The organism is Streptomyces gottesmaniae (genome assembly GCF_031845845.1).
GTDB lineage: Bacteria > Actinomycetota > Actinomycetes > Streptomycetales > Streptomycetaceae > Streptomyces > Streptomyces akebiae.
In genome coordinates, this window is the sequence record NZ_JAVRFJ010000011.1 from 64,261 (window position 1) to 80,792 (window position 16,532).

Sequence of the window (16,532 nt, forward strand, 5' to 3'; positions counted from 1 at the left end):
CAGCCAACGCCGCCGCCGCGGCGCCCGACCGGACCGGCCCAGACCCACGCCGGCCCTGGGGGAATCTATGAGAACGCCCACGCCCAGCACCGCCGCGCCCCGGAGTGCCCCGGACACCGGCGAGGCCATGCCCTCCTCCCACGACGGTTCCGTCCGCAAGCTCTACGAAGAGCACCACGGCCCCCTGCTGCGCTATGTGTCGAGCCTCATCCGGGGCGACCGCCAGCGCGCCGAGGACTTCGTCCAGGAGACCCTGGTCCGCGCCTGGTTGAGCACCGCGAACCAGCCCCCCGGCTGGTCACCGTCCCGGGCCTGGCTGATGAGGGTGGCGCACAACCTGGTGATCGACTGGTCCCGCCGCGAGCGGGTGCACACCGACATCCAGCACGAACACACCCTGGACAGGCACCTCGAACCGGTGGACCCCATGAGCCAGGCCGTCCAGCGCCGCTTCATGGTCCACGCCCTCTCCCGGCTCTCGCTCGCTCACCGCGAGGTCCTCTTCTACGTCTACGTCCTCGGCTGCACCGGGACCGACGCCGCGGACGCCCTGGGCATCCCCCCGGGCACCGTCAAGTCGCGCACCCACCACGCGATACGGGAGCTGCGCCGCCGACACCCCGAACACGCCCTGGCGGCGGCATGAGCGGGCCCGTGGCCGGTGCCGACGTGACGGCACCCAGTCGGCTGGTCGCGATCGGCAAGCCCGGCGACTCGGTGCTCACCGTGGTCATCGTCGGCGCGGTCGTCCTCATCCTGCTCGTCCTGCTGCTGCGGCACATGATCCGCAAACGAGGCGGCTGGCGCCGGTTCCGGCGGGCCGTCGGCCGGGAACTGACCCTCACCAGGCGGGCCTTCGGCGAGCCGCTGCGCGCCTACCGCCGTCACCGCCGAGGCGTCCGCGCCCTCGCCCGGCAGCTCTGCGACCCCCGGGGAGGACTGCTCGTACGACGGCTGTTCGACGCGGCGGCTGCCGCCCTCGCCGACGTCCCCGGCGCCATGGCCCACGCCGTGCGTCTCGAACCCGGCTGGGCCTCGGTACAGATCGCCGCCCGCCGGCTGCCGGAACCGCCCGCGCCGTGGGAGGCCGCCGTCGAGCCAGGCCCGCAGCGCTGGGAGCTGCCGCTGGACGAGGCGGACGCATTGCCGCCGGGCCGCACCCGCGCCGGTGCGGTGAGGCCGCTGCCGGTCGCCGTCGGCATGGCGGACGACGCCTGTGTCCACGTCGACCTGGCCGCCGGACCACGGCTGATCACGGTCGAGGGCGACACCGCGGCCCGCGCCCTGCTCTTCCAGGCACTCGCCGCCCAGCTGGACCGGCCCGGCAGCGGGGCGTCGGTGGTCGTCGCGGACGGCGTCCATCCGCAGCACCGGGGACGACGGCTCGACACGCTGCTGACGGAGCTGGAGGCGGCTGCCGCACCGAGCGGTACGGGCGCCGCCGACGACGCCGGGGCGCGGGAGCCCGACGAGATCGGGGAGCCGGGGCGCGCCGCCGCCACCGTGGTCGTCTGCGCCGCACCCACCCCGGACCAGGCCCGCAGGCTCGGTGCCCTCGCCGCCTCCGGTGCCGTCGTCTGCCTGGTCGACGGCCGGGTCGCCGGGCACGCCTGGACCCTCCGGGTGGACGGGCGCAGCCGGGTGACCGCGCCGGAACTGGACCTGGACGCCGACTCGGGCCCCCTGGGCCGCGCCGTCGTGGCGGCCGTCCGCGCCGACCGGCGCCGTCTGCGCCGCGAGCCGCCGACGGTCCGCCCGCGCCCGAGCCGCCCCGAGGAGCCCCGCCCCCACCTCCTGGACGAGACCACCCCTCTCCAGGAGCACCGGACGGAGCCCGTCCTTTCCACCAGGACCGGCACGGACCTCCTCGCGGAACCGGCCACCGCTCGCGAACGCCCCACGGCGGCCTCCTCCACCACGAGAGACGACTGACCGACGGGCCTGCCCCACACCACACCCCCCCGGCCCCCGAACCACCCGCAAGGGGAGAAGTGAAACTCCTCATCACCACAGTCGACGGCGGCGATTCCCGCGGCAGCCAGGACGTCCTGCTCACCGCGTCCGGCAGCACCCCCGTCGAGGACGTCGCCGCGCACCTGGCCCGGCTGCGCGCCGGAGACGCCGACGAGACCGACGGCTCGTTCCCCGCGCCCGGGCCCGCCCCGGCCTGCTTCCTCGGCGACGAACCCCTCGCGCCGGGCACCCCGCTGTCCGCCACCCGGCTCATGGACGGCAGCGTCGTCGCCCTGGGCCTCCCCCACGCCCCGGCCGTCACCGCGTACGGCCCCGAGCGCGACGCGATGCCGCAGCCGCACCGGCTCGACCACGCCCCCGTGGTCGAACTCCAGGTGGTGGGCGGCCCCGACGCCGGACGCGTGTACCCCCTCGGCCTCGGCACCCACGGCATCGGCCCCCTGGAGGACGCCGCCGTGCCCCTCGAAGGCCGTGGCCTGCCGACCGAGGGCATCCGGGTGACCGTACGCCCGGACGGCTCGGCCGTCGTGGAGCTCCGCGAGGGCGGGCCCGCCCGGCTGTCCGTGCCGGAGCCGCCCGAGCACCGGGGGCGGCCCGACACCCCGTTGCTGCCCCTCGCCGAACAGGACGAGGAGGACGAGGGGGAGCACGCCGGGCCCGAGGCGGAGACCGAGGGCCCGGCGCTCCCCGACGGCTGGCAGCCGTGGGCCGTCGGAGCCGAGCTGTCGGTCGGTGAGTATCTGCTGCGGCTGACGGAGCCGACCCCCAGGGACGCCGCCGTGGTGCCGTCCGAGGGCGGCGGCGGCCTCGACTACAACCGGCCGCCGCGGATCCTGCCCCACCTGGCACCCGAACGGTTCCGGCTGCCCGGCCCGCCCGACCCCCCGGCCCGCAGACCGATCCCGTTGATGGTCTCGCTCGCCCCGATGGTCTTCGGCGTGGCGATGATGCTGTTCTGGAATTCGTACTTCTACCTGATCTTCATGTTCCTCTCGCCGGTGCTGATGGCGGCGAACTACATCAGCGGACGACGCCAGGCACGCAAGGACTACGAGGAGCGGTCCCGGGTCTACCGGCAGCGCCGGGCCTCCCTGGAGGAGGACGTCCGCGAGAAGGTCGCCACCGAGCGGCGCCTGCGCACGGAGAGCGCGCCCGACCCCGCGGTCGCCGGCCTGTGGGCGGTCGGCCCCGGCCGACGCCTCTGGGAGCGCCGGCGCGGCGACCCGGACCACCTCGCCCTGCGCATCGGCACCGCCCCCCAGCCCTCGCTGCTCGGCATCGACGACACGGCCCGCGAGGACAACCACACCGCCGTCCACTGGACGATCCCGGACGCCCCCGTCAGCGTCGGCCTGGTCGACAGCGGCGTGGTGGGACTGGCCGGAGCGCCCGGACCCGTCCAGGCACTCGCCCGCTGGATGACCGCCCAGGCCGCCATCCTGCACACCCCGCGCGACCTGCGGATCGTCGTCCTCACCGACAAGGGCTCCGAGGACTCCTGGAACTGGGCCCGCTGGCTGCCCCACTCCCGTGACGGCCTGCCCGGCACCCGCGGCGGCGCCGTCACCCTCATCGGCAACGACCCGGAGACGGTCGCCAACCGCGTCGCCGAACTGGTCTCCACTCTGCGCACCCGCCAGCGGGCCGCCGAGTCCACCATGAGCAAGGCGCTGCTGAGCGAGCCGGACGTCCTCGTGGTCATGGACGGCGCCCGACGGCTGCGTGACGTGCCGGGCGTGGTGTCGATCCTCAAGGAGGGCCCCGGCGTCCGGATCTTCCCGCTCTGCCTGGACCAGGAGGAACGGCTCCTGCCGGAGGAGTGCACCGCCGTCGTCCGCCACGAGAACCACCGGCTGACCCTGCGCCGCACCGGTCAGCCCGACATCACCGACATCCGCCCCGACCTGGTCGAGCCCGACTGGTGCGAGCGCGCCGCCCGGGGCATCGCCCCGATCCGTGACGTCACCCCCGACGCCTCCGAGGGCCTGCCCACCGAGGTGGGACTCCTGGAACTCCTCGGACTGCCGCAGCCGAACGCCGAACTGATCACCGCACGCTGGGCGCGGCGCCCGGCCTCCACCGGTGTCCTGCTGGGCGCCGGCTACGACGGACCGGTCGCCTTCGACCTGGTCAAGGACGGGCCGCACGGACTCGTCGCCGGTACCACCGGCTCGGGCAAGTCCGAACTGCTGCAGACCTTCGTGGCCTCCCTCGCCGCGATGAACCGACCCGACGAGCTCACCTTCGTCCTGATCGACTACAAGGGCGGCAGCGCCTTCAAGGACTGCGTCGACCTGCCCCACACCCTCGGCATGGTCACGGACCTGGACAGCCACCTCGTGCAGCGCGCCCTCACCTCGCTGTCCGCCGAACTCACCCGCCGCGAGCACATCCTGGCCGAGGCCGGCGCCAAGGACCTGCCGGAGTACCAGGGCATGCGCCGCCGCACCCCCGAACTGGCGCCCGTGCCCCGCCTGGTCATCGTCATCGACGAGTTCGCCACCCTCTACCGGGAGATCCCCGACTTCATCCCCGGCCTGGTCGGCATCGCCCAGCGCGGCCGCTCCCTCGGCATCCACCTGATCCTGGCCACCCAGCGCCCCGCCGGAGTCGTCAACTCCGACATCCGGGCCAACACCAACCTGCGCATCGCGCTGAGGGTCACCGACTCCTCGGAGAGCATGGACGTCATCGACACCAAGGACGCCGTCAGCATCTCCCCGGCGACGCCCGGCCGTGCCCTCGCCCGGCTCGGCCACGGCACCGTCGTCCCCTTCCAGACCGCGTACGCCGGAACCCCGAGGCCCGTCGCCGAACCGTCCGCCGAGGCCCGGGCCCACCAGGAGCGGCAGGCGGCCGAGGAGGCCCGGATCTGGGGCACCGCGCTCCACTGGCAGCGCCTCGGCCGAGCCGTCGCCCAACCCGGAAACCCCGCGGGCGAGCAGGGCGCGGACCCGGCGGACCTGATGGCCGAGGAGGCACCCAATGATCTCAACGCCCTGGTGGAGGCCCTGTCCGAGGCCGCTCGGCTCGCCGACTGCGTGCCGCAGCCCAGCCCCTGGCTGCCCGCGCTCGGCCAGCAGGTCCTGATCGACGACCTCCCCCAGCCGGACGAGCCCGGCGGTGCCCGGCCGGCCCCCGTCTCCTGGGCGCTGTCGGACATCCCCGAGGCCCAGGCACAGCTACCGGTCCGGCTCGACCTCGCCGAGTTCGGACACCTGTACGTCGTCGGTGTCCCGCGCTCCGGCCGCTCCCAGGTGCTGCGCACCATGGCCGGGGCTCTGGCCCGGGCCCACTCCAGCGCCGACGTCCACCTCTACGGCATCGACTTCGCCGGTGGCGCGCTCACCGCGCTGGGTGTGCTCCCGAACACCGGGGCGGTGGTCCCCCGTGGCGACATCGAGCGCCTGGAGCGGCTGTTCGCCAGGCTCGACACGGATCTGGAGCGCCGTCAGGAACTGCTCACCCGCCACCACGCCGGCAACCTCACCGAACTGCGCGAACTGGTCGCCGCCGGGGAACGCCCGGCCCACATCATGCTGTTCATCGACGGCTGGGACGCCCTGATCGAGGCCGTGGCCGACCACAACGGCGGACGCCTGGTCGAACAGGTCAACCGTCTCCTGAGGGAAGGAGCCGCGGCGGGCATCCACCTCGTCGCCACCTCCGAACGCGCCCTGCTGTCCGGCCGGGCCACCGCCCTCAACGACAACAAACTGCTGCTGCGGCTGAACGACCGCACCGACTACCACGCCGTCGGCAAGCGGGCGCGCGACATCCCCGACCTCGTCCTCCCCGGCCGGGGCTTCACCTCCGACGGCGGCACCGAGATCCAGGTCGCCCTGCTCGCCCCCGGCGCCACCGGCCAGGAGCAGGCCGAGGCACTGCGCCGGATCGGTGCCGAGGCCACCCGCCGCGACGCCGGGCTCCCGGCCGACCGCCGCCCCGCCCGCATCGGCACCCTGCCGGCGAAGGTCACGTTCACCGACGCCTACGAGAAGGTGGGGGAGGAGCTCCGCCGGCCGATGTGGGGCCTGCTGGGCCTCGGCGGCGACGACGTCTCCCCGGTCGGCGTCGACTTCGCGGACGCCTCGCCCACCTTCTCGGTCGTCGGCCCGCCCGGCTCCGGCCGCAGCACGACCCTGGCCGCCCTGGCCGTCTCCCTGCTGGCCTCCGGCACCCGCCTGGTGATCCTCGCCCCGCGCGAGTCGCCGCTGCGCACCCTGGAGAGCCACCCCGGCGTACGGCTGATCACCGCGACCGAACCCACGGTCGAGGAGTTCACCGAGGCTCTGGAAGCGGGCGGCGGACCCCGGGTGGTCATGGTGGACGACGCCGACCTGTTCGTCCTGCCGGACATCGACCAGAACCTGCGCTCCCTGGCCCAGTCCGGCCGGGACCGCGGCATCGGCATCGTCATCGCCGCCACCGCCGAGACCATGACGGGCGCGATGGGCTGGCTCAGCGCCCTGAAACGGCACCGCAAGGGTGTGCTCCTCGGCCCGCAGAGCGTCCTGGAGGGCGACTTCGTCGGGGCCCGCCTCGCCCACGCCCACCTGCGCGGCCGCAAACCCGGCCGGGGCATCACCGTCGACCAGCGCACCGGCGAACTGATCAACGTGCAGATCCCGGAGACCGTGCTCGACCCGGACCACTGAGACCGCAGCGCCTGGGGACGAGGGCTCCCCGGGCGCTGCCTTAGGCTTACGGAGTGACCAACAGCAGCGACCGGAGTCAGGCAGTGGGCGTCAAGACATACGAAGTGCGTACTTATGGATGTCAGATGAACGTCCATGACTCCGAACGCCTGTCCGGTCTCCTGGAGGACGCCGGATACGTCCGCGCGCCCGAGGACGCGGGCGAGGGCAACGCCGACGTCGTGGTCTTCAACACCTGCGCCGTACGGGAGAACGCCGACAACCGCCTCTACGGCAACCTCGGCCGCCTCGCCCCGATGAAGACCGCCCGCCCCGGCATGCAGATCGCCGTCGGCGGCTGCCTGGCCCAGAAGGACCGGGACACCATCGTCAAGAAGGCGCCCTGGGTGGACGTCGTCTTCGGCACGCACAACATCGGCAAGCTGCCCGTCCTGCTGGAGCGCGCCCGCGTCCAGGACGAGGCCCAGGTCGAGATCGCCGAGTCCCTGGAGGCCTTCCCCTCCACGCTGCCGACCCGCCGGGAGAGCGCCTACGCCGCCTGGGTCTCGATCTCCGTCGGCTGCAACAACACGTGCACGTTCTGCATCGTCCCGGCCCTGCGCGGCAAGGAGAAGGACCGCCGTACCGGCGACATCCTCGCCGAGATCGAGGCCCTGGTCGGCGAGGGCGTCTCCGAGATCACCCTGCTCGGCCAGAACGTGAACGCGTACGGCTCCGACATCGGCGACCGCGAGGCGTTCAGCAAGCTGCTGCGGGCCTGTGGGCAGATCGAGGGCCTGGAGCGCGTCCGCTTCACCTCCCCGCACCCCCGCGACTTCACCGACGACGTCATCGCGGCCATGGCCGAGACGCCGAACGTGATGCCGCAGCTGCACATGCCGCTCCAGTCCGGCTCGGACACGGTCCTGAAGGCCATGCGCCGCTCGTACCGCCAGGAGCGCTACCTGGGGATCATCGAGAAGGTCCGCGCGTCCATCCCACACGCCGCCATCACCACCGACATCATCGTGGGCTTCCCCGGCGAGACCGAGGAGGACTTCGAGCAGACCATGCACGTGGTCCGCGAGGCCCGCTTCACCCAGGCCTTCACCTTCCAGTACTCCAAGCGGCCCGGCACGCCCGCCGCCACCATGGAGGGCCAGATCCCCAAGGAGGTCGTCCAGAAGCGCTACGAGCGCCTCGTCGCCCTCCAGGAGGAGATCTCCTGGGAGGAGAACAAGAAGCAGGTCGGCCGCACCCTGGAGCTGATGGTCGCCGAGGGCGAGGGCCGCAAGGACGGCGCCACGCACCGGCTCTCCGGCCGTGCCCCCGACAACCGTCTCGTCCACTTCACCAAGCCGGACCAGCAGGTCCGCCCCGGCGACGTGGTGACGGTCGAGATCACCTACGCCGCGCCGCACCACCTGCTGGCGGAGGGCGCGGTCCTGGACGTACGGCGGACCCGCTCGGGCGACGCCTGGGAGAAGCGGAACGCCGCGCCCGCGGAGAAGCCGGCGGGCGTGCTGCTCGGACTGCCGAAGATCGGGGTCCCGGAGCCGCTGCCGGCGGCGACGGGTGGCTGCGGGGTGCCTCAGTAGCGCGTCCGGCTCGCTCGTGACGGCGGTGCGCGGGCCGTCGGCGCTCGGGGTGCCTGGGGGGTGTCCGCACGGGTCCGCGCTCGTGAAGGGCGCCCGCGTGGTCCCCGCGCGGAGAAGTTACCCTGCGGCTCATGCTTGTCGCCGCCGCCGTCTGTCCCTGTCCGCCGCTCCTCGTGCCCGAGGTCGCGACGGGCGCCGCGCCCGAGCTGGATCCGGCGCGCGACGCGTGTGCGGATGTGCTCGGGGTGCTCGCCGCCGCTCGTCCCGACCGGCTCGTGGTCGTGGGGCCCGCCGGGCAGGACGCGTCGCACCCAGAAGGCGCACACGGTTCGTTCCGGGGCTTCGGCGTCGACCTCGGAGTCCGTCTGGGGCGTGACCGCGGCTCGGCGGCCGCCGGAGCCCCACTGCCCGCCTCCCTCGCCGTCGCCGCCTGGCTGCTCGGCCGCGTCGGCTGGACCCACGCCCCGATGGAAGGGCTCGGCGTGGCGGAGCCGACCGCCGTCGAGCGGTGTGTCCGGCTCGGACGGGACATCTCCGGAGCGGCCGAGCGGGTGGCTCTGCTGGTGATGGGCGACGGGAGCGCGTGCCGCACGCTGAAGGCTCCGGGATACCTGGACGACCGCGCGGCCGGTTTCGACGCCCGGGTCGCGCGTGCGCTCGCCGACGCCGACGTCGAGGCCCTGAAAGCGCTGGACGCCGGCCTCGCCCGCGAGCTGCAGGCCTCCGGGCGCGCCCCCTGGCAGATCCTCGCGGGCGCCGCGGAGGGCACGGATCTGCGCGGCACCCTGCTCTACGACGACGCGCCGTACGGCGTGGGCTATCTGGTGGCCGCCTGGTCGTAGACCGGGAACGGCGGACGGCCGGGAGCGGGACACTCCGCGGCCGTCCGTCGATGTGCGTGTTCAGGAAGCGGGAGGCGGAGGTGTGGTGCCGCCGCCCGGCGTCGGCGGTGTGTGACCGCCGTCGTGGTGCGCGAGTCGGTCCATGGCGTGCTTCGCCCTGCCCGTGCCCGACTGGATCTTGTCGCTGTACTTGCCCTTGGTCTTCCGGTCGACCGTGTGGGCGGCCCTGTCGAGACCATGCTGGATCTTGCCCTCGTGCTTCTGAGCGAGGTGCGAGACCTTGTCCCTGGCCGGGGAGAGTCTGGTTCTCAAGTTATCCAGCAGACGCATGATTCACCTTCCCGCGCGGACAGTCACTTGCGGGCGTTCTCACTGGACTCGTTGTCCGCCGCCTGATCGGCCGTCTGCTGCTTGGGGATCTCCACGTCGTCCGCCGCCTCGACCGCCTCGGCCACCGGCTCGGTCGCGTCGGCCTGCGCCGCGGCCTCGGACGTGCTCTCGGCCTCCGGCTGGGCGGCCTCGGTGGCTCCCTTCGCCTCGTCCGGCTCCTCCGTCTCCGTCTCGGCGTCCGGCTCGGGCGCCGTCACGGCGGCCTCGTCCGCGTCCTTCGCCTTACGACGGAACAGTGAAAAAACGCCCATTTCAACCTCAATGCTAATCATGCGGGTTAATTCCCGCGCTCTCCCGGAGCGTCCGATTGCGTCGTCCGGGTCGCCGGCACTCGAAACCGGCGCTGCGAACACGCAACACGCAACGACTCCGGCTCCCCCGCGTCACGTAGCTCGTTCGAGAAGGGGCCCCGACATTTGCGAGACTGGGGCAGTGAGTAACGCAGTTCCCCCTCCACGGGTCATCGCCGTCGTCGGACCGACCGCGGCCGGAAAGTCCGATCTGGGCGTCTTTCTGGCTCAGCGCCTCGGCGGCGAGGTCGTCAACGCCGACTCCATGCAGCTGTACCGGGGTATGGACATCGGCACCGCCAAGCTGACCCCCGAGGAGCGCGCCGGAGTCCCGCACCACCTCCTGGACATCTGGGACGTCACGGCCGCCGCCAGCGTCGCCGAGTACCAGCGGCTCGCCCGCGCCCGCATCGACGCCCTGCTCGCCGAGGGCCGCTGGCCGATCCTGGTGGGCGGCTCCGGGCTGTACGTCAGGGGCGCCGTCGACAACCTGGAGTTCCCCGGGACCGACCCCGAGATCCGCGCCCGCCTGGAGGAGGAGCTGACCCTGCGCGGCTCCGGCGCGCTGCACGCCCGGCTCGCCGCAGCCGACCCCGAGGCCGGCCAGGCGATCCTGCCCAGCAACGGCCGCCGCATCGTCCGAGCCCTCGAGGTGATCGAGATCACCGGAAAGCCGTTCACGGCGAACCTGCCGGGCCACGACGCGGTCTACGACACCGTCCAGATCGGCGTCGACGTGGCGCGGCCCGAACTCGACGAGCGCATCGCCCGCCGGGTCGACCGCATGTGGGACGCCGGACTGGTCGAAGAAGTGCGCGCACTGGAGGCGCAGGGGTTGCGCGAGGGGCGTACGGCGTCACGCGCGCTCGGCTACCAGCAGGTCCTCGCGGCACTCGCCGGGCAGTGCACCATGGACGAGGCGCGTGCCGAGACCGTGCGTGCCACCAAGCGCTTCGCGCGCCGTCAGGATTCATGGTTCAGGCGTGACCCCCGGGTGCATTGGCTCAAGGGGGGGCTCGCCGACCTGACGGAACTCCCGCAGCTCGCACTGGCGTTGGTCGAACGACCGGTCACAGCCTGATCACGTCATGGCATCGGGTCGCCCCGGCGGTCATCCCGGCCTCCGGGGGCGTGCCATCATCGAGCTTCGATCGACCAAGTGGAGTCCGAGTTGGGAGGGCGCGTGGCGATGGAGGCCGGCCCTCGCGACACCGCACAAAGCATGGAGCAGGGCACCGCGGAGGACGCGGACCAGCTGGTTACCGAGGGGTACGCACTGGATTCCGAAGGTGATCCGCTGAGCCCCGACGGCCCGGAGGACCAGACCCCCGACGTCGTCAGCGACGACGGACCGGAACCGGACGAGATGTCCGGGCCGGAGGTCGAGGTCGAGCTGCGCCCCCAGCGCAGGCTGCGGCTCTGGCAGCTCGCGCCGATCGTGGGCCTCGCCGCCGTCGGCTCCCTGATGTTCGCCTTCCCGCTCGCCTTCGAGTTCGGGGACGGCGGCGCCGTGGTCGCCATGCTCGGTCTGCTGATCTGCGCCACCGCGGCCGGCTGGGGCATGATGGCCGCCCGCCGGGTCGGTTACACGTGGCCCGGCCTGCCCGCCCGCGGCTCCGGCCGCCGCCCGGACTGGCGCCTGGTCCTCGCCTATGCCCTCGTCGTGGCCGCGGTGGCGTTCCTGGCCGTCTGGCGGGTGGCGCGGCTCCGTTAGAGCGGCCGCGTACGATCGAGGAATGAGCACGCGGATCGCCTTCCTCAAGGGGCACGGGACCGAGAACGACTTCGTGATCGTCCCGGACCCCGAGAACGCCATCGACCTCCCCCCGGCCGCCGTCGCCGCCCTGTGCGACCGCCGCGCGGGCATCGGTGGTGACGGCGTGCTGCACGTCGTGCGCTCCGCCGCGCACCCCGAGGCGAAGGCGCTGGCGCCCGAGGCGGAGTGGTTCATGGACTACCGCAACGGCGACGGCTCGATCGCGGAGATGTGCGGAAACGGCGTCCGCGTCTTCGCGCGCTACCTCCTGCACGCCGGGCACGTCACCGAGGGCGACCTCGCCGTCGCCACGCGCGGGGGCGTGAAGAAGGTCCACATCGACAAGGACGGTGACGTCACCGTCGGCATGGGCAGCGCCCGCCTCCCCGAGGGGGACGTGACGGTGAGCGTCGGCGAGCACAGCTGGCCCGCGCGCAACGTGAACATGGGCAACCCGCACGCGGTGGCGTTCGTCGACGACCTCGCGGACGCCGGCGATCTCCTCTCGGCACCCCCCTTCAGTCCCGCCTCCGCCTACCCGCACGGCGTGAACGTCGAGTTCGTGGTCGACCGGGGCCCCCGTCATGTGGCGATGCGCGTCCACGAACGCGGCTCCGGCGAGACCCGCTCCTGCGGCACCGGCGCGTGCGCCGTCGCCGTGGCCGCCGCCCGGCGCGACGGCGCCGACCCGGCGGTCACCGGCACCCCCGCGACGTACACCGTCGACGTGCCCGGCGGCACACTGGTGATCACCGAACGGCCCGACGGCGAGATCGAGATGACCGGCCCCGCGGTGATCGTCGCCGAGGGCGAGATCGATGCCAAGTGGCTGGAAAACGCCGGGCGTTGAGGTGGGGTAGGGCTGGGGATGGTGGCATTCGCGGCGCTGATGCCATGGAGATCCAAGCCCCTCCTGTGTTCAGTGGTGCGAATCCATGGCGCACCCGGGGTGAGGTGGCCCGAAATCGTAAACCTCAAAACCTTCGCTCGAATGGGTGATCCGTTTCACGCTCGGCGAGAGGCGGTCGGACGGGCGTGATGGGCTCGGTAGCATCAAGCACCGGCACGGACGGGGGAACGACACGATCCCCTGAGCCGCCGCACGCCCTGGGGCACCCGTCCGCCGGTCCACGCAGCCGGAGGTGCCCATGAGCGCGGAGGCCACGAACCCCGCCGTATCGCCCGCCCCTGCGACGCCACCAGCGCACCGCAGGAAGGGCCGACCTCGTATCGACCTGCGCCGTCTGGGCCGCGCCGCACTCCTGGGCCCGACGACCCGCGACCGGTTGCCCGACGCGATCAGCCACGTCGCCGAGGCGCACCGTGCCCACCACCCCGACGCCGACCTGGAACCGTTGCGCCGGGCGTACGTCCTCGCCGAGTCCTCGCACCGCGGTCAGATGCGCAAGAGCGGTGAGCCGTACATCACCCACCCGCTCGCCGTGACGCTGATCCTCGCCGAACTGGGCGCGGAGACCACCACCCTGACGGCCTCTCTGCTCCACGACACCGTCGAGGACACCGATGTGACCCTCGATCAGGTGCGCGAGGAGTTCGGCGAGGAGGTGTGCTTCATCGTCGACGGCGTCACCAAGCTGGAGAAGGTCGACTACGGCGCCGCCGCCGAACCCGAGACCTTCCGCAAGATGCTCGTCGCCACGGGCAACGACGTCCGGGTGATGTCGATCAAACTCGCCGACCGGCTGCACAACATGCGCACCCTCGGCGTGATGCGCCCCGAGAAGCAGGAACGCATCGCCAAGGTCACCCGGGACGTCCTGATCCCGCTCGCCGAACGACTCGGCGTGCAGGCGCTCAAGACGGAGCTGGAGGACCTCGTCTTCGCGATCCTCCACCCCGAGGAGTACGCCCTCACCCGCCAACTCATCGCGGACAACGCCGCACAGGACCGCGACCCGCTCGCCGAGATCGCCGACGAGGTACGCGGCGTCCTGCGCGAGGCGGGCATCCAGGCCGAAGTCCTCATCAGGCCACGCCACTTCGTCTCCCTGCACCGCGTCTCCAGAAAACGCGGACGGCTGCGCGGCACCGACTTCGGCCGGATCCTGGTCCTCGTCGGCGAGGACGCCGACTGCTACGCCGTCCTCGGCGAGCTGCACACCTGCCTCACACCCGTGGTCTCGGAGTTCAAGGACTTCATCGCCGTACCGAAGTTCAACCTGTACCAGTCGCTGCACACCGCCGTCGCGCGCGGCGACGGCCAGGTCGCCGAAGTCCTCATCCGCACCCACCGGATGCACAAGGCCGCCGAGGCCGGCGTGGTCGCGCTCGGCAATCCGTACGCCACTCCCGCCGAGGAACAGCCCGACGGCCGGCGGACCGACGGCGACGGCGAGCGCATCGACCCCACCCGCCCCGGCTGGCTCTCCCGGCTCCTCGACTGGCAGGAGGCGGCACCGGACGCGGACATGTTCTGGTCGACCCTGCGCGAGGACCTCGCCCAGGACCGGGAGATCACCGTGTTCCGGCCCGACGGGGGCACGTTGGGGCTCCCCGAGGGCGCCAGTTGCGTGGACGCGGCGTACGCACAGTACGGCGAGGACGCCCACGCCTGTATCGGCGCCCGCGTCAACGGCCGTCTGGCGACGCTCAGCACGGTCCTGAAGGACGGCGACACCGTCCAGCTCCTGATGGGCCAGGACCCGGCCTCCGAGCCCTCCAGGGAGTGGCTGGAGCACGCCCACACGCCAGCCGCGCGCATCGCCATCCAGCGCTGGCTCGCCACCCACCCGTCGCCCGCCACCGACGAGCAGGACGAGCGCGACGACGGCCGCAAGGACGAGACACCCGCCCTCCGCCCCGCCCTCGACGAGCCCGCCGCCGGCTCCGACTCCGTCGGCGCCGTGGTCGTCGTCGACAGACCCGAGGCGACCGTCCGTCTCGCCGGCTGCTGCACGCCCGTACCGCCCGACGAGGTCACCGGGTTCGCCGTGCGCGGGGGAGTGGTGACCGTGCACCGCGTCCCCTGCGCCGCCGTGACACGGATGAAGGGCTTGGGGCGCCCGGAGATCGACGTGCGCTGGGGCGACACCACCGAGTTCCGGGTCACCCTGGTCGCCGAGTCCTTCCAGCGCCCCCACCTGCTGGCCGACCTCACCGAGGCCATCGCCCTCGAAGGCGTCGACATCGTCACCGCCACCGTCGAACCCCCGACCCAGCAGCGCGTCCGCCACACCTACACACTGCAACTCCCGGACGCCGCACACCTCCCGGCCCTGATGCGCGCGATGCGGAACGTGCCGGGCGTGTACGACGTGGGCCGTGCCCAGCACCAGGCGGTCGCCGCGTACTGAGCCGACCGGGACGGGCGGGGCGGCTCGGCGGACCGTGGGCCGCTCGTTCGGGTGGGCACGCTGCGCGTCGGCGGCACGGAGCGGGAGTGCGCTGGTAGCGGTGGTCCATGCCGCTCACCCCACGCCCCAGGAGCCGCCGCGTCCAGGCCGCGCTGCTCGCCTCCGCCGTCTCCGTCTGCCTGATCGCCGCGAGCGCCCCGTCACCCGCCGTCCCGCTGGGCGTCGGCGACCGGCTCTTCCCGCATCTCGGCAACCCCGGATACGACGTGCGGTCGTACGACCTCGACTTCACCTACCCCGGCAGCAACCGCGAGCCGCTCACCGCCGTCACCACCATCGACGCCCGGACGACCGCCCCGCTGGAGCGGATCAACCTCGACTTCGCCCATGGCAAGGTCGACTCCGTCGAGGTGGACGGGGCGCGTGCCGCCTTCACCGGCGCGGGGGAGGACCTGGTGATCACACCCCGGGCGCCGCTCGCCGAGGGGAGCAGGACGCGCATCACCGTGCGGCACACCAGCGACCCGGTCTACACGGGCGAGGTGGAGGGCGGCTGGGTACGGACCGCCGACGGACTCGCGATGGCCAACCAGGCGGACGCGGCGCACGTCGTGTTCCCCTGCAACGACCATCCGTCCGACAAGGCCATGTTCACCGTCCGCGTCACCGTCCCCGACGGCTACACGGCCGTCTCCAACGGTCTCCCCACCGGCATGGACCGCGCCTCGGGCACCACCACCTGGACCTACCGCACCCAGCACCCCATGGCCACCGAACTGGCCCAGATCTCCATCGGCCGCTCCGCCGTCGTGCACCGGACCGGACCGCACCGCCTGCCCGTACGCGACGTGGTCCCCGCCAAGGACCGGGAGAAGCTCGAACCGTGGCTCGCGAAGACCCCCGCCCAGATCGAGTGGATGGAGGGCAAGGTCGGCCGCTACCCGTTCGAGACGTACGGCGTGCTGATCGCCGAGGCGCAGACCGGTTTCGAGCTGGAGACCCAGACGCTCTCGCTCTTCGAGAGGGCGCTGTTCGTCCGGCCCGAGTACCCCAAGTGGTACGTCGAGTCGATCATGGTCCATGAGCTGGCCCACCAGTGGTTCGGCAACAGCGTCAGCCCCCGGACCTGGTCCGACCTGTGGCTCAACGAAGGACACGCCACCTGGTACGAGGCCCTGTACGCCGAGGAGACCGCCGACCGGCCGCTGGCGGCGCGCATGAAGGCCGCGTACGGCGCCTCCGACCGCTGGCGCGCCGCCGGGGGACCGCCGGCGGCGCCCAAGAAATCCAGCAACGGCCAGAAGATCGGCATCTTCCGGGCGAACGTCTACGACGGCGCCGCCCTCTTCCTCTACGCCCTGCGCCAGGAGATCGGCGCGCCCGCCTTCGCCCTGCTGCAGCGGGCCTGGGTCACCGTCCACCGGGACGGCGTCGCGTCCACCGCCGACTTCCGGGAACTCGCCTCCCGGATCGCCGGACGGGACCTGGGCGACTTCTTCCACGCCTGGCTGTACGAGGTGAGGACACCGCCCATGCCGGGTCACCCCGACTGGAAGTCGGCACCGGTCGAGGCCTCGGCCGAGCGATGACCGTGATCCGCACGGGTGTGACCCCCGTGCGGACGGGAATAACCCGATGAAGAGACGGGGCGTACCGTGCGACCATCTTCGGGTCGACGACGGCACCCCTCGGGAATCCCCGGGAAGCCCCGGACGTTGTCACCGGTGACGG

At 72.8% G+C, this 16,532-nt stretch carries 12 protein-coding genes; 10 read left to right on the forward strand and 2 right to left on the reverse strand.

The genetic code is table 11. The features are described from left to right. Positions 1–67 precede the first annotated feature (67 nt). The 5 genes from RM704_RS14615 to RM704_RS14635 all read left to right on the forward strand — a co-directional run bounded on the left by RM704_RS14615 (position 68) and on the right by RM704_RS14635 (position 9,051). A complete protein-coding gene (locus RM704_RS14615) occupies positions 68–646 on the forward strand; it encodes a sigma-70 family RNA polymerase sigma factor (protein WP_078936920.1) in 579 nt (192 codons plus the stop codon). Beyond that, positions 643–1,932, forward strand: coding sequence for a hypothetical protein (locus tag RM704_RS14620; RefSeq protein ID WP_157856640.1), 1,290 nt, complete (start codon positions 643–645; stop codon positions 1,930–1,932). The genes RM704_RS14615 and RM704_RS14620 overlap by 4 nt, the downstream gene beginning before the upstream one ends. 59 nt (positions 1,933–1,991) lie before the next feature. Continuing rightward, positions 1,992–6,632, forward strand: a complete 4,641-nt coding sequence (locus tag RM704_RS14625) for an FtsK/SpoIIIE domain-containing protein (RefSeq protein WP_033525127.1) — start codon at positions 1,992–1,994, stop codon at positions 6,630–6,632. 83 nt (positions 6,633–6,715) lie between these two features. Continuing rightward, a complete protein-coding gene (gene miaB, locus RM704_RS14630; protein WP_311590649.1) occupies positions 6,716–8,209 on the forward strand; it encodes a tRNA (N6-isopentenyl adenosine(37)-C2)-methylthiotransferase MiaB in 1,494 nt (497 codons plus the stop codon). Between the two features lie 131 nt (positions 8,210–8,340). Then, positions 8,341–9,051: a class III extradiol dioxygenase subunit B-like domain-containing protein gene (locus tag RM704_RS14635; RefSeq protein WP_033525129.1), complete on the forward strand. Its 711-nt coding sequence runs from the start codon at positions 8,341–8,343 to the stop codon at positions 9,049–9,051. Positions 9,052–9,111: 60 nt separating this feature from the next. Here the strand turns inward: RM704_RS14635 and RM704_RS14640 are convergent, their stop codons facing one another. Continuing rightward, positions 9,112–9,381, reverse strand: a complete 270-nt coding sequence (locus RM704_RS14640; RefSeq protein ID WP_033525130.1) for an antitoxin — start codon at positions 9,379–9,381, stop codon at positions 9,112–9,114. A 23-nt stretch (positions 9,382–9,404) separates the two neighbouring features. Continuing rightward, positions 9,405–9,692, reverse strand: a complete 288-nt coding sequence (locus tag RM704_RS14645) for a hypothetical protein (RefSeq protein ID WP_033525131.1) — start codon at positions 9,690–9,692, stop codon at positions 9,405–9,407. Between the two features lie 181 nt (positions 9,693–9,873). Here RM704_RS14645 and miaA point away from each other — a divergent pair, with 181 nt between their 5' ends. The 5 genes from miaA to RM704_RS14670 all read left to right on the forward strand — a co-directional run bounded on the left by miaA (position 9,874) and on the right by RM704_RS14670 (position 16,390). Continuing rightward, complete coding sequence (gene miaA / locus RM704_RS14650; RefSeq protein WP_033525132.1) at positions 9,874–10,812, forward strand: tRNA (adenosine(37)-N6)-dimethylallyltransferase MiaA; 939 nt, start codon at positions 9,874–9,876, stop codon at positions 10,810–10,812. A gap of 108 nt (positions 10,813–10,920) precedes the next feature. Further along, complete coding sequence (locus RM704_RS14655; protein ID WP_033525133.1) at positions 10,921–11,445, forward strand: hypothetical protein; 525 nt, start codon at positions 10,921–10,923, stop codon at positions 11,443–11,445. A 22-nt stretch (positions 11,446–11,467) separates the two neighbouring features. Beyond that, complete coding sequence (dapF, locus tag RM704_RS14660) at positions 11,468–12,337, forward strand: diaminopimelate epimerase (RefSeq protein ID WP_033525134.1); 870 nt, start codon at positions 11,468–11,470, stop codon at positions 12,335–12,337. Positions 12,338–12,635: 298 nt separating this feature from the next. Beyond that, positions 12,636–14,801, forward strand: a complete 2,166-nt coding sequence (locus tag RM704_RS14665) for a RelA/SpoT family protein (protein ID WP_192829555.1) — start codon at positions 12,636–12,638, stop codon at positions 14,799–14,801. Between the two features lie 107 nt (positions 14,802–14,908). Then, positions 14,909–16,390, forward strand: coding sequence for a M1 family metallopeptidase (locus RM704_RS14670; protein ID WP_033525136.1), 1,482 nt, complete (start codon positions 14,909–14,911; stop codon positions 16,388–16,390). The last annotated feature ends 142 nt before the right edge of the window (positions 16,391–16,532 follow it).

Coding starts and splice junctions, on each gene's coding strand:
- RM704_RS14670 (WP_033525136.1), top strand. CDS start 14,909: ATGCCGCTCACCCCACGCCCCAGGAGCCGCCGCGTCCAGGCCGCGCTG.
- RM704_RS14640 (WP_033525130.1), bottom strand. CDS start 9,381: ATGCGTCTGCTGGATAACTTGAGAACCAGACTCTCCCCGGCCAGGGAC.
- RM704_RS14655 (WP_033525133.1), top strand. CDS start 10,921: ATGGAGGCCGGCCCTCGCGACACCGCACAAAGCATGGAGCAGGGCACC.
- dapF (WP_033525134.1), top strand. CDS start 11,468: ATGAGCACGCGGATCGCCTTCCTCAAGGGGCACGGGACCGAGAACGAC.
- RM704_RS14645 (WP_033525131.1), bottom strand. CDS start 9,692: ATGGGCGTTTTTTCACTGTTCCGTCGTAAGGCGAAGGACGCGGACGAG.
- RM704_RS14635 (WP_033525129.1), top strand. CDS start 8,341: ATGCTTGTCGCCGCCGCCGTCTGTCCCTGTCCGCCGCTCCTCGTGCCC.
- RM704_RS14620 (WP_157856640.1), top strand. CDS start 643: ATGAGCGGGCCCGTGGCCGGTGCCGACGTGACGGCACCCAGTCGGCTG.
- RM704_RS14665 (WP_192829555.1), top strand. CDS start 12,636: ATGAGCGCGGAGGCCACGAACCCCGCCGTATCGCCCGCCCCTGCGACG.
- RM704_RS14615 (WP_078936920.1), top strand. CDS start 68: ATGAGAACGCCCACGCCCAGCACCGCCGCGCCCCGGAGTGCCCCGGAC.